Source organism: Pseudomonas sp. NPDC089406 (assembly GCF_044900265.1).
Classification (GTDB): Bacteria; Pseudomonadota; Gammaproteobacteria; order Pseudomonadales; family Pseudomonadaceae; genus Aquipseudomonas; species Aquipseudomonas fakonensis.
On the sequence record NZ_JBJDNC010000007.1, the window covers coordinates 57,194 to 70,032 of the forward strand.

Annotated in this window: 10 protein-coding genes; 8 read left to right on the forward strand and 2 right to left on the reverse strand. The window is 65.0% G+C overall.

All coding sequences use genetic code 11. The features are described from left to right. Positions 1 to 48: 48 nt before the first annotated feature. The 6 genes from ACI2KK_RS07025 (at position 49) to ACI2KK_RS07050 (ending at position 7,896) form a co-directional block, all read left to right on the forward strand. On the forward strand, positions 49 to 699 hold the full coding sequence (locus ACI2KK_RS07025; RefSeq protein WP_404668392.1) for a nicotinamidase: 651 nt from the start codon (positions 49 to 51) through the stop codon (positions 697 to 699). Beyond that, complete coding sequence (gene pncB / locus ACI2KK_RS07030) at positions 696 to 1,895, forward strand: nicotinate phosphoribosyltransferase (protein ID WP_404668393.1); 1,200 nt, start codon at positions 696 to 698, stop codon at positions 1,893 to 1,895. Before ACI2KK_RS07025 ends, pncB begins: the two co-directional genes overlap by 4 nt. Before the next feature lie 233 nt (positions 1,896 to 2,128). Continuing rightward, complete coding sequence (gene ppnN, locus ACI2KK_RS07035; protein ID WP_217843057.1) at positions 2,129 to 3,502, forward strand: nucleotide 5'-monophosphate nucleosidase PpnN; 1,374 nt, start codon at positions 2,129 to 2,131, stop codon at positions 3,500 to 3,502. A gap of 405 nt (positions 3,503 to 3,907) precedes the next feature. After that, positions 3,908 to 5,743, forward strand: a complete 1,836-nt coding sequence (locus tag ACI2KK_RS07040) for a diguanylate cyclase domain-containing protein (RefSeq protein WP_404668394.1) — start codon at positions 3,908 to 3,910, stop codon at positions 5,741 to 5,743. 103 nt (positions 5,744 to 5,846) lie between these two features. Continuing rightward, positions 5,847 to 6,527, forward strand: coding sequence for a response regulator transcription factor (locus ACI2KK_RS07045; protein WP_217843055.1), 681 nt, complete (start codon positions 5,847 to 5,849; stop codon positions 6,525 to 6,527). Further along, complete coding sequence (locus ACI2KK_RS07050; protein WP_404668395.1) at positions 6,505 to 7,896, forward strand: sensor histidine kinase; 1,392 nt, start codon at positions 6,505 to 6,507, stop codon at positions 7,894 to 7,896. Before ACI2KK_RS07045 ends, ACI2KK_RS07050 begins: the two co-directional genes overlap by 23 nt. 140 nt (positions 7,897 to 8,036) lie before the next feature. Here the strand turns inward: ACI2KK_RS07050 and cysS are convergent, their stop codons facing one another. Beyond that, positions 8,037 to 9,419 carry a cysteine--tRNA ligase gene (gene cysS, locus ACI2KK_RS07055; protein WP_217843053.1) on the reverse strand — a complete coding sequence of 461 codons (1,383 nt, stop codon included), beginning with the start codon at positions 9,417 to 9,419 and terminating at the stop codon, positions 8,037 to 8,039. A 9-nt stretch (positions 9,420 to 9,428) separates the two neighbouring features. Next, positions 9,429 to 11,132 carry a glutamine--tRNA ligase/YqeY domain fusion protein gene (locus tag ACI2KK_RS07060; RefSeq protein WP_404668396.1) on the reverse strand — a complete coding sequence of 568 codons (1,704 nt, stop codon included), beginning with the start codon at positions 11,130 to 11,132 and terminating at the stop codon, positions 9,429 to 9,431. Positions 11,133 to 11,393: 261 nt separating this feature from the next. On the opposite strand from ACI2KK_RS07060, the gene ACI2KK_RS07065 reads away from it, so the two are divergent. Then, the gene (locus ACI2KK_RS07065; RefSeq protein WP_404668397.1) at positions 11,394 to 11,894 is read left to right on the forward strand and encodes a peptidylprolyl isomerase; all 501 of its coding nucleotides are present in this window, start codon (positions 11,394 to 11,396) and stop codon (positions 11,892 to 11,894) included. Further along, positions 11,891 to 12,613, forward strand: a complete 723-nt coding sequence (locus ACI2KK_RS07070) for a UDP-2,3-diacylglucosamine diphosphatase (RefSeq protein WP_404668398.1) — start codon at positions 11,891 to 11,893, stop codon at positions 12,611 to 12,613. The genes ACI2KK_RS07065 and ACI2KK_RS07070 overlap by 4 nt, the downstream gene beginning before the upstream one ends. Positions 12,614 to 12,839 lie beyond the last annotated feature (226 nt).

Genomic DNA, 12,839 nt, shown 5'->3' on the forward strand with positions numbered 1-12,839 from the left:
ATGCACCAGGTGGATTATGTGCGCATTCCAGCCGAGGAGACGCCCCAGATGAAAATCGCCAGTTTTGACGTCGACGCCCAGAACGGCTTCACCTGCAACGCCGCGCAGGAGCTACCGGTACCCGGTGGCGAGCTGATCGCCCCGGCGCTCAACGTTATGGCCCGCCGCGCCCAACTGCGCCTGGGCAGCAAGGATGCGCACCCGGCCAACGCCGCCTGGGTGGTGGCCGAGCCCGGGCAGATGCTGCAGCCGCTGGCACTGGCCAACGCCGACCTGACCTGGGTCAGCCACTGCGTCCCCGGCACCCCGGGTTTCGAGCTGCTGCCCGGCCTGCCCGCCCCCATCGACTACGACTACTTCGTCTGGAAAGGTGTCGAGCCCGACCTGCACCCCTACGGCGCCTGCTACCACGACCTGGCCGAACGCCGCTCCACCGGCGCCATCGAATACCTCAAGGTGCAACAGGTGCAGGCGATCATCGTCGGCGGCCTGGCCCTGGACTACTGCGTCAAGACCACCGCCCTGCAACTGCGTCGCGCCGGCTTCGAGGTGCTGCTTTACTTGCCGGCCTGCGCCGCCCTCACAGCCGACGGCGCCCGCAGCGCTTGCGACGACATGCAGGCCGCCGGCATCCGCCTGTGCACCGACGAGCAGGCCCTGGACACCCAACTCACCGCCCTGAAGGAGGCTCGCCCATGAGCGACAGCGTTTTCGGCCCGAGAATCATCCAGAACCTGCTGGACACCGACTTCTACAAGATCACCATGATGCAGGCGGTGCTGCACAACTACCCCAACGCCGAGGTGGAGTGGGAATTCCGCTGCCGCAACAGCGAAGACCTGTCGCCGTACCTGGCCGAAATCCGCTACCAGGTGGAACAACTGGGCGAGGTGTCGGTGACCCTCGACCAGCTCGCCTACCTGGAGAAGATCCCCTTCATCAAGCCGGACTTCATCCGTTTTCTCAGCCTGTTCCGCTTCAACCTGCGCTACGTGCAGGTGGGCCTGGACGATGCCGGCCAGCTGGCGATCCGCGTGCGCGGGCCCTGGTTGCACGTGATCCTGTTCGAAATCCCGCTGCTGGCCATCGTCAGCGAGGTGCGCAACCGCTACCGCTATCGCGATGTGGTGATCGAACAGGTCGGCGAGCGCCTGTACCAGAAGCTCGACTGGCTCAGCGCCGAGGCCAGCGCCGATGAACTGGCCGGCCTGCAACTGGCCGACTTCGGTACCCGCCGGCGCTTCTCGTACCGGGTGCAGGAAGAAGTGGTGCACATCCTCAAGCGCGACTTCCCCGGGCGCTTCGTCGGCACCAGCAACGTGCACCTGGCCCGCGAGTACGAGCTCAAGCCCATCGGCACCATGGCCCACGAATGGTTCATGGCCCACCAGCAGCTCGGCCCGCGGCTGGTGGACAGCCAGGCGGCGGCGCTGGAGTGCTGGGTGCGCGAGTACCGCGGCCTGCTGGGCATCGCGCTGACCGACTGCATTGGCATGGACGCGTTCATGCAGGACTTCGACTTGTACTTCGCCAAGCTGTTCGATGGGTTGCGCCACGACTCGGGGGACCCGCTGGTGTGGGCCGAGAAAGCCATTGCCCACTACGAGCGGTTGGGTATCGACCCGCAAAGCAAAACGCTGATTTTCTCCGACGGCCTGGACTTTGCGAAAATGCTCGAGCTGTACCGGGCATTGAACGGGCGCATCCACGTAAGCTTCGGCATCGGCACCAACCTCACCTGCGACATCCCCGGGGTGGCGCCGATGAACATGGTGATCAAGATGACCGCCTGCAACGGCGCGCCGGTGGCCAAGATCAGCGACAGCCCGGGCAAGACCCAGTGCCGGGACGAGAATTTTGTCGCCTACCTGCGGCATGTGTTCAAGGTTGCCTGATAGCGCTTTGGCACATACAGCGTGGGAGCGGGCTTGCCCCGCGATGGCATCAGACCTGAACCGACGCCATCGCGGGGCAAGCCCGCTCCCACGCATCCCTTTGTAGCGCCAGTGTTGAGCGAAGGGATGCCAGCCCTCCCCCAGCCTTTTTCAAAGCCCCCCTCGTTACCCCGCACATTTGCTTGTATGGTGTTGTCAAAGAAGGATGTTTTACCCGCACAGGAAAGACTTAGATGCCCCAACGCAATGTCATCAACGCCTCCGTCAGCCCCAAGGGCAGCCTGGAGACGCTGTCGCAACGTGAAGTCCAGCAACTGAGCGAAGTCGGTACCGGCAGCCTCTACACCCTGTTCCGCCAGTGCGCCCTGGCCATCCTCAACACCGGCGCCCATGTCGACAATGCCAAGACCATCCTCGAGGCCTACAAGGACTTCGAGGTGCGTATCCATCAACAAGACCGCGGCGTACGCCTGGAACTGCTCAATGCCCCGGCCGACGCCTTCGTCGATGGCGAGATGATCGCCAGCACCCGCGAAATGCTGTTCAGCGCCCTGCGCGACATCGTCTATACCGAAAGCGAACTGGCCAGCCAGCGCATCGACCTGGAAAGCTCCCAGGGCCTCACCGACTACGTCTTCCACCTGCTGCGCAACGCCCGCACCCTGCGCCCGGGCGTGGAGCCGAAAATGGTCGTGTGCTGGGGCGGCCACTCGATCAGCACCGAGGAGTACCAGTACACCAAGAAGGTCGGCCACGAGCTGGGCCTGCGCAAGCTGGATATCTGCACCGGCTGCGGCCCGGGCGTAATGAAAGGCCCGATGAAGGGCGCCACCATCGCCCACGCCAAGCAGCGCATGCACGGCAGCCGCTACCTGGGCCTGACCGAGCCCGGCATCATCGCCGCCGAGGCGCCCAACCCGATCGTCAACGAGTTGGTGATCCTGCCAGACATCGAGAAGCGCCTTGAAGCCTTCGTGCGGGTCGGCCACGGCATCATCATCTTCCCGGGCGGTGCCGGTACCGCCGAAGAGTTCCTGTACCTGCTGGGCATTCTCATGCACCCGGACAACCAGGACCTACCGTTCCCGGTCATCCTCACAGGGCCGCGCAGCGCCGAGCCGTTCCTGCTGCAACTGCATGCCTTCGTCGGCGCAACCCTCGGCGAAGCCGCCCAGGCCCATTACCAGATCATCATCGACGACCCGGCCGAAGTGGCCCGACACATGGTCGAGGGGCTCAAGGCGGTCAAGCAGTTCCGCCGCGAGCGCAACGACGCCTTCCACTTCAACTGGCTGCTGAAGATCGCTGAAGGCTTCCAGCACCCCTTCGACCCCACCCACGAAAACATGGCCAACCTGGCCCTGCGCCGCGACCTGCCGCCCCACGAACTGGCCGCCAACCTGCGCCGGGCGTTTTCCGGCATCGTCGCCGGCAACGTCAAGGACAAGGGCATCCGCCTGATCGAGGAGCACGGGCCGTACCAGATCCGCGGCGACGCGGCGGTGCTCGACCCGCTGGGCCGGCTGCTGCAGGCCTTCGTCGACCAGCACCGGATGAAACTGCCAGGCGGTGCGGCCTATGTGCCGTGCTATCAGGTGGTCACCTGACCGGGTAAGCAGGCACACCCCCTGTAGGAGCCGGCTTGCCGGCGATCGGGCCGCAAACCCCGGCACGCTGCCCTAATGCTGTTCACTTAGAATTGCCGGGGCCGCTTTGCGGCCCATCGCGACACAAGGCCGCTTCCCACAGCTACTGTGCATGGCTTGGTAATGCAGCCTTGAGCAGTACCTGTGGGAAGCGGCCTTGTGTCGCGATGGGCTGCGTAGCAGCCCCAACCCAGGCGACGCCTCTCTTAAGTGAACAACATTACGGCGGCCCGGCCTGATCGCCGGCAAGCCGGCTCCTACAGGTCATTGCAGCGCCTTTGAGAGCCTCGCCCCGCGACACTGCGGTTGCACTGCCACACCAGGCCGCTATCGTTGCCTATCAGGATTTTCACGAGCGCGCGCCCCATGCAGATCGCCCCCTCCCCCCTCAACGAGGCCGAGCGGCTTTGCTTCTTGCAGAGCCTGGACATACTCGACACCCCGCCCGAGGAAGGTTTCGACCGCATTACCCGGCTGGCCAGCAGCCTGCTCGACGTACCCATGGCGCTGGTGTCGCTGGTGGACGTGAACCGCCAGTGGTTCAAGTCGCGCCACGGCCTGGACGCCGAACAGACCAGCCGTGACGTGGCGTTTTGCGCCCACGCACTGCACGCCGAAGACGCCCTGGTGATCCCCGATGCCCTGGCCGACGCGCGCTTTGCCGACAACCCGCTGGTGGTCGGCGCTCCGTTCATTCGCTTCTATGCCGGCATCCCGCTGCGCTTTGCCAACGACCTGACCCTGGGCACCCTGTGCGTGCTCGACACCCGCCCGCGCACCCTCAGCGGCGAGGCCCTCGAGCGCCTGAAAGACCTGGCCCGGCTGGTGGAGCAGCAAATGCTGCAACGCAGCCAGGCGCAAGGTGGGCCGAAGGTGCAGGCGGCCCAGCGCAATGCCCTGGCGAGCAGCGAATCGCGCTTTCGCCAGGTGTTCCGGCAAAGCCCCACCAGCAAGGCGCTGGTGGGTATCGACGGGCGCATCCTCGAACCCAACCGCGAATTCAGCCAGTTGCTCGGCGTGGCCCCGGAAGCCCTGGTGCTGCTGCACCTGCCCGAGCTGCTGGTGGCTGAGGACCGCGACAAGCTGCAGCAGCCCTGGCAGGCGCAACTGGACGGCCAGCAGCCGGCCAGCGTGCTGGAAGTGCGCATGGCCCGCCAGCTCAAGGGTGCGGTGTGGGTGGAACTGAGCCTGTCGGCGCTGCGCGGCGAAGACGGCCATGCCGAGCAGGTGGTGGTGTTCGCCCGCGACATCAGCGAACGCCGGCGCCGCCAGCACCTGCTGCAACGCTACCAGGCCACCCTGGAGCAACAGGTGGAACAGCGCACCGAAGCGCTCAAGCGCAGCCAGCAGACGCTGCAGGCGATTGCCGACAACCTGCCGGTGCTGATCGCACAGATTGGCAACGACCTGGAATACCGCTTCAACAATGCCGTGTACCGGGAGATCTTCGGCCTCGACCCCACCGCCCTCAAAGGCCGTAAGGTCGAGGACGTGCTGGCGCCGGAGGTTTACCAACAGCTGTTGCCCTGCTTCAACCAAGCCCTGGCCGGTGAGCGGGTAGAAGCCGACAACGTGCGCTACCGCCTGGACGACCCGCGCATCTGGCACGCCAGCTACGTGCCGGACGTACGCAATGGCGTGGTGGAGGGGTTTTTCGTCATGTCGCTGGATGTGACCGAGCGCAAGCGCCGCGAACAGACCCTGCTCGACCAGGCCACCCTCGACCCGCTGACCGCCCTGCCGAACCGCTCGGCGCTGTTCCAGGCGCTGGACTACCTGCTGCAGCAGCGCGCGCCCTTCGCCCTTTACTTCATCGACCTGGACGGCTTCAAGCAGGTCAACGACAGCCACGGCCACGAAACCGGCGACCTGTTGCTGCAAGCGGCCGCCGAGCGCATGCTGGCGGCCATGCGCGCCGATGACCTGGTGGCGCGCCTGGCCGGCGACGAGTTCGTGGTGATCGCCCGTGCCGTGGCCAGCGCCCCTGCGGCGCGGGAGATCGGGCGCAAATTGTGCGACGCCCTGGCCGCCTGCTTCACCCTGGAGGGCCGACAGTTGCAGATCGGCGCCAGCATCGGGGTGTACCTCAACCAGCCAGAGCAAGCACTGCTGAACGCCGAAGATGCCCTGGCCGAGGCCGACCAGGCCATGTATGCAGCCAAGCGCGGCGGGCGCAACCGGGTGTGCATGGCCGGTAGCTGAAGCGCCTGGCGCGCGCCTTGCAGGCCCAGATGAATTTTTCTTAAATCGCCGTTTGGCTATTCTTTGGCACAATCAAGCCTCAACTCGCAGCCCAGGAACCAGCATGCCTCGCGTACTGACCATTGAAGACGACGCCGTCACCGGCCAGGAAATCGTCGCCGAACTCTCCAGCCACGGCCTGGACGTGGATTGGGCCGACAATGGCCGCGAGGGCCTGGCCAAGGCCATTGCCGGTGGTTATGACCTGATCACCGTGGACCGCATGCTGCCGGAAGTCGACGGCCTGACCATCGTCACCACCCTGCGCAGCCTGAAAATCGCCACGCCGATTCTGATGATCAGCGCGCTGTCGGACGTGGACGAGCGGGTGCGCGGCCTGCGCGCCGGCGGCGACGACTACCTGACCAAGCCGTTTGCCTCGGACGAGATGGCCGCCCGGGTAGAAGTACTGCTGCGCCGCAACAGCACGCCGATGACCCAGACCCGCCTGCAGGTGGCCGACCTTGAGCTGGACCTGATCAGCCACGAAGCGCGCCGCGGCGACAACTCGCTGAACCTGCTGCCCACCGAATACAAGCTGCTGGAATACCTGATGCGCCACTCCGGCCAGGTGATCACCCGCATGATGATCTTCGAGGAAGTCTGGGGTTACCACTTCGACCCGGGCACCAACCTGATCGATGTGCACATCGGCCGCCTGCGCAAGAAAATCGACTCCCCCGGCCAGACCCCGCTGATCCGTACCGTGCGGGGCTCCGGCTATGCCATTGCCGAACCCGTCTAAGGGCTGGAGTTCGTCCACCAGCCGCCTGCTGGCGCTGTACAGCTTCCTGTTCGTGGCCTGGAGCAGCATCCTCATGGGGGTGCTGTACTTCGAGGTGTCCAGCTACCTGAACAAGCTCACCCGCCACTCGATGATGCAGCGCCAGCACCTGTTCACCCACATGAGCGGCAAGCAGCTGGACGATGCACTGATTGCAAGCCAGGCCTTCGAAGAGCGCAGCTTCGACGCCTACGGCCTGTTCGACCCGCAGCTCAACCCGATTGGCGGGCGCATCCGCGCCATCCCGCCAGACCTGGGCCTGGACGGCAAGATCCACGAACTCAAGCGCTGCCTGGACGCCGACGACCCGCGCCTGCCCCGTAACAGCTGCGATGCGGTGGCGATCCGCGTGCAGGATGGCCGCTGGCTGGTGCTGGTGCGCGACAACGGCTCGCTGTTCGTGGTCACCCGGATCATCCTGCATGCCTTGCTGTGGGGCATTTCGCTAACCCTCATACCCGGCTTTGCCGGCTGGTACCTGCTACGCCGGCGCCCGCTCAAGCGCATCCGCGCGATCCAGGCCCAGGCCGAGCTGATCGTCTCGGGCGACCTTACTCACCGCCTGCCGCTGTCGGCCCGGCGTGACGAGCTGGACATGCTGGCAGCCATCGTCAACGCCATGCTCGACCGCCTGGAGCGGCTGATGCACGAGGTCAAGGGCGTGTGCGACAACATCGCCCACGACCTGCGCACCCCGCTCACCCGCCTGCGCGCGCAGCTGTACCGCATTCGCCAGCAAAGCGGCGCAGACTCGGCCGAAGGCGAGGCGCTGGACCAGGCGATCGCTGAAACCGACACGCTGATGGCGCGTTTTCGTGGCCTTTTGCGCATCAGCGAGCTGGAAGACCGCCGCCGCCGCGCCGGCTTTCAGCAACTGGACCCGCACACCCTGCTGGCCGAGATGCACGACTTCTACCTGCCCCTGGCCGAGGATGGCGGTATTCGCCTGGCACTGGAGCAGCCCGAACACCTGGCAGCCCTGCATGGCGACCGCGAACTGTTGTTCGAGGCGCTGGCCAACCTGGTGGGCAATGCGATCAAGTTCACCCCGGAGGGCGGCCAGGTACGCATCGCGGCGCAGCAGGACGAGGACGGCGTGCACATTGCCATCGAGGACAGCGGGCCGGGCATACCAGAAGATGAGCGCGAGGCGGTGTTGAAGCGTTTCTACCGCAGCGAGGAAGGCCATCGCCACCCGGGCTTCGGGCTGGGGTTGTCGATCGTTGCGGCGATCGTCGACTTGCATGGCTTCGGGCTGGAGGTGGGCGCCAGTGCGCTGGGTGGCGCGAAGCTGGTGTTGCATTGCCCGCTGGCGGGGCCAGCCAAATAAAAAGGGGCCGCCATGCGGCCCTTCGCGGGTAAACCCGCTCCCACAGGATTTGCGCCCCATTCAGGCCAGCGCAATATCTGTGGGAGCGGGTTTACCCGCGAAGGGCTGCAAAGCAGCCCCTTCTTACTGACTGACGTTGATCAGTCAGCCAAACGCCAGGTCGTCGCGCCCTTGCTGTCTTCCAGCACCACGCCCATGGCGGTGATCTGGTCGCGGATGCGGTCGGACTCGGCCCAGTTCTTGTCGGCACGCGCCTGCAGGCGCGCGGCGATCAGCGCTTCCACTTCAGCGGCATCGACCTTGCCCTCGGCCCCTGCGCGCAGGAAGTCATCGGCCTCCAGCTGCAATACACCCAGCACATCACCCAGCTCACGCAGGCGCCCGGCCAGGCCGGCGGCGGCTTGCGGGTCGCTGTCGCGCAGGCGGTTGATTTCGCGCACCAGGTCAAACAGCACGGCGCAGGCTTCGGGGGTGCCGAAGTCGTCGTTCATCGCCACGCTGAAGCGCTCGACGTATTCCTCACCACCTTGCGCGGCAACCCGCGGCAGGCCACGCAGGGCGTGGTAGAAGCGCTCCAGGGCGCCCTTGGCATCGCGCAGGCTGTCTTCGGAGTAGTTGATGGCGCTGCGGTAGTGGCTGGCCACCAGCAGGTAGCGCACCACTTCCGGGTGGTACTTTTCGAGCACGTCGCGAATGGTGAAGAAGTTGTTCAACGACTTGGACATCTTCTCGCCGTTGATGCGGATCATGCCGCAGTGCATCCAGGCGGCCGCGTACTGCTTGCCGGTGGCCGCCTCGCTTTGCGCGATCTCGTTCTCGTGGTGCGGGAACTCCAGGTCGCTGCCGCCACCGTGGATATCGAAACTCTCGCCCAGGCAGCAGGTGGACATCACCGAGCACTCGATGTGCCAGCCCGGACGGCCAGGGCCCCACGGCGAATCCCAGAACGGCTCGCCGGGCTTGGCGCCCTTCCACAGCACGAAGTCCAGCGGGTCCTGCTTGGACTCGCCCACTTCGATGCGGGCACCGATGCGCAGGTCTTCGATCTTGCGCCGCGACAGCTTGCCGTAGCCGACGAACTTGCCGACCCGGTAGTACACGTCGCCGTTGCCCGGCGCGTAGGCGTAGCCCTTGTCGATCAGGGTCTGGATCATCGCGTGCATGCCGGGGATATGGTCGGTGGCACGCGGCTCCAGGTCCGGCTTGAGGATGTTCAGGCGGCGCTCGTCTTCGTGCATCGCATCGATCATGCGGGCGGTCAGCGCGTCGAACGACTCGCCGTTTTCGTTGGCCCGGTTAATGATCTTGTCGTCGATGTCGGTGATGTTGCGCACATAGGTCAGCTCGTAGCCGCTCTTGCGCAGCCAACGGGTGATCAGGTCGAACGCCACCATGCTGCGGCCGTGGCCCAGGTGGCAGTAGTCGTACACGGTCATGCCGCAGACGTACATGCGCACCTTGTTGCCATCGAGCGGCTTGAAGGCTTCCTTGGTCTTGCTCAGCGTGTTGTAAAGGTTAAGCACGGTGGTTCCTCAGCTGCCCCAGGAGTCACGCAGGGTGACGGTGCGGTTGAACACCGGGCGGCCCGGCTGGCTGTCTTTCAGGTCGGCGCAGAAGTAGCCTTCGCGCTCGAACTGGAAGCGGTCCTCGGCCTGGGCCTGGCCCAGCGAAGGCTCGGCGCGGCAACCGGTGAGCACCTGCAGCGAATCGGGGTTGATGTTGTCGAGGAAGCTGCCGCCGTCTTCGGTCTTTTCCGGGTTGGCGGAGCGGAACAAGCGGTCGTACAGGCGCACTTCGCACTCGACACTGCCCTCGGCCGGCACCCAGTGGATCACGCCCTTGACCTTGCGGCCTTCAGGGTTCTTGCCCAGGGTGTCCGGGTCGTACGAGCAGCGCAGCTCGACGATGTTGCCGTCGGCATCCTTGACAGCTTCGTCGGCGCGGATCACGTAGCTGCCGCGCAGGCGCACTTCACCGGCCGGTTCCAGGCGCTTGTAGCCTTTCGGTGGCTCTTCCATGAAGTCGTCGCGGTCGATGTACAGCTCGCGGGCGAACGGCAGCACGCGCACGCCCATGTCTTCTTTGGGGTGGCGCGGCAGTTCGAGCTGCTCGACCTGGCCCTCTGGGTAGTTGGTGATGACCACCTTCAGCGGGCGCAATACGCACATGGCGCGTGGCGCGCTGCGGTCGAGGTCGTCACGGATGCTGAACTCGAGCATCGACATGTCTACCACGCCGTCGGAGCGGTTGGTGCCGATCATGTCGCAGAAGTTGCGGATCGAAGCCGGGGTGTAGCCGCGGCGGCGGTAGCCCGACAGCGTCGACATGCGCGGGTCGTCCCAGGCCTGTACGTGACCTTCATCCACCAACTGCTTGAGCTTGCGCTTGGAGGTGATGGTGTAGTTCAGGTTCAGGCGGCTGAACTCGTACTGGCGCGGGTGCGCCGGTACCGGCAGGTTGTCGAGGAACCAGTCGTACAGCGGGCGATGGCCTTCGAACTCCAGGGTGCAGATGGAGTGGGTGATGCCTTCGATGGCGTCCGACTGACCGTGGGTGAAGTCGTAGTTGGGGTAAATGCACCACTTGTCACCGGTCTGGTGGTGGTGGGCGTGGCGAATGCGGTAGAGGATCGGGTCGCGCAGGTTCATGTTCGGCGAGGCCATGTCGATCTTGGCCCGCAGCACGCGCTCGCCGTCCTTGAACTCGCCAGCCTTCATGCGGGCGAACAGGTCCAGGCTCTCTTCGACGCTGCGCTCGCGGAACGGGCTGTTCTTGCCAGGCTCGGTGAGGTTGCCGCGGTATTCTTTGGCTTGTTCAGGGGTCAGGTCGCAGACATACGCCTTGCCACGCTTGATCAGCTCGACGGCCCAGTCGTGCAGTTGCTCGAAGTAGTCCGAGGCGTAACGCACCGAGCCCGCCCACTCGAAGCCCAGCCACTTCACATCGCGCTGGATGGCGTCGATGTATTCCTGGTCTTCCTTGGCCGGGTTGGTGTCGTCGAAACGCAGGTGGCAGGCACCGCCGAACTCCTTGGCCAGGCCGAAGTTCACGCAGATCGACTTGGCATGGCCGATGTGCAGGTAGCCGTTCGGTTCTGGCGGGAAACGGGTGACGATGCTGCTGTGCTTGCCCGAGTCCAGGTCGGCCTGGACGATCGGCCGCAGGAAGTTCGCAGGGACGGCGGGGGCGCCTTTGGCAGCGGCGTTGGGCGCGTTTTCGGCAGTGGGCTTGCTCATAGTGTCCTTGAATGCTGGTAGCCGGCCGGGTAGGCCGATTGAATCAAAGGGCCTATCATAGCCGAAGCAGTCAAGCCGCCGACAGCCGCGTGCGGACAATCTGACGTGATTTGTCGCAGCATTTTGTCGCCGCCGCGGGTCGAAACCGGCACAATGGCCGCCGCGCGCCACTGGCATGTGTCGCGGTCGCCTGGCCATGCGTCAGGTAACCCGAGCGCCTTGCGCACCCTATTCCCGAATGCCTTGAGAGCGAACTTAAGCATGTCCAAAGTCAAACTGAGCACCAACCACGGCGAAATCGTCCTGCAACTGAACGCCGAAAAAGCCCCGCTGACCACTGAGAACTTCGTTCAGTACGTTAAAGATGGCCACTACGACGGCACCGTGTTCCACCGCGTGATCAAGGGCTTCATGATCCAGGGCGGCGGCTTCGACGCCAGCATGGGCCAGAAGAAAACCCGCGCCAGCATCCAGAACGAAGCCGACAACGGCCTGAAGAATACCAAGTACAGCATCGCCATGGCCCGCACCATGGAGCCGCACTCCGCCTCGGCGCAGTTCTTCATCAACGCCTCCGACAACGACTTCCTCAACCACAGCGGCAAGAACGTGCAGGGCTGGGGCTACGCGGTGTTCGGCGAAGTGATCGAAGGCCGTGAAGTGGTCGACGCCATCGAGAAAGTCGCCACCGGTTCCAAGGCTGGCCACCAGGACGTACCGAAGGACGACGTGGTTATCGAGAAAGCCGAGATCATTGAGTGATCCTGCTGATCTCCGATCTGCACCTGCAAGAAGAACGCCCGGACATTTCCCGGGCGTTTCTTGATCTGCTCGACGGCCGCGCGCGCCACGCGCGGGCGCTGTACATTCTTGGCGACTTCTTCGAGGCATGGATCGGCGACGATGCCATGACGCCGTTCCAGCAGTCGATCTGCCAGGCCCTGCGCCGGCTCAGCGACAGCGGCACGGCCATCTACCTGATGCACGGCAACCGCGATTTCCTGATCGGCCAGCGCTTCTGCGAAGCTGCCGGCTGCACCCTGCTGGCCGACCCGAGTGTGGTCGAACTGGGCGGCGAACAGGTGCTGCTGATGCATGGCGACACCTTGTGCACCCGCGATGTGGGCTACATGAAGCTGCGCCGTTACCTGCGCAATCCGCTGACCTTGTGGGTCCTGCGGCACCTGCCGCTGGCCACCCGGCACAAGCTGGCCCGCAAGCTGCGCAGCGAGAGCCGCTCGCAGACGCGCATGAAAGCCACCGAGATCGTCGACGTGACCCCTGAAGAAGTACCGAAGGTCATGGCCGCCCACGGCGTGCGCACCCTGGTGCATGGCCACACCCACCGCCCGGCGATTCACAAGCTGGTGGTCGAGGGCGAGCCGGCCCGGCGCATCGTGCTGGGCGACTGGGACCGACGTGGCTGGGCGTTGCAGGTGGACGAGCAAGGCTTTCAGCTGGCGCCGTTCGAGTTTGCCTGAAGGCCCGGGGCGTTATCGCACAATTGTCTTGCAGAAGCTCTAGACGCAGGCGTGATTTCTGTAGGAGCGGGCTTGCCCGCGAACACGGGCAAAGCCCGTGCCACACCCCGCAGTGCATGGCACTGGCTGCGCCAGTGTTCGCGGGCAAGCCCGCTCCCACAGAGTCCAGCGATCCTACAGAGAGTAATGGCCGGCCTCCCTGCCCTACCCCTTCTACACTGTCCCT

Excerpts from the sequence above, each read along its gene's own strand:
- ACI2KK_RS07025 (WP_404668392.1), top strand. The coding sequence starts at position 49 with ATGAAAATCGCCAGTTTTGACGTCGACGCCCAGAACGGCTTCACCTGC.
- pncB (WP_404668393.1), top strand. The coding sequence starts at position 696 with ATGAGCGACAGCGTTTTCGGCCCGAGAATCATCCAGAACCTGCTGGAC.
- ppnN (WP_217843057.1), top strand. The coding sequence starts at position 2,129 with ATGCCCCAACGCAATGTCATCAACGCCTCCGTCAGCCCCAAGGGCAGC.
- ACI2KK_RS07040 (WP_404668394.1), top strand. The coding sequence starts at position 3,908 with ATGCAGATCGCCCCCTCCCCCCTCAACGAGGCCGAGCGGCTTTGCTTC.
- ACI2KK_RS07045 (WP_217843055.1), top strand. The coding sequence starts at position 5,847 with ATGCCTCGCGTACTGACCATTGAAGACGACGCCGTCACCGGCCAGGAA.
- ACI2KK_RS07050 (WP_404668395.1), top strand. The coding sequence starts at position 6,505 with ATGCCATTGCCGAACCCGTCTAAGGGCTGGAGTTCGTCCACCAGCCGC.
- ACI2KK_RS07060 (WP_404668396.1), bottom strand. The coding sequence starts at position 11,132 with ATGAGCAAGCCCACTGCCGAAAACGCGCCCAACGCCGCTGCCAAAGGC.
- ACI2KK_RS07065 (WP_404668397.1), top strand. The coding sequence starts at position 11,394 with ATGTCCAAAGTCAAACTGAGCACCAACCACGGCGAAATCGTCCTGCAA.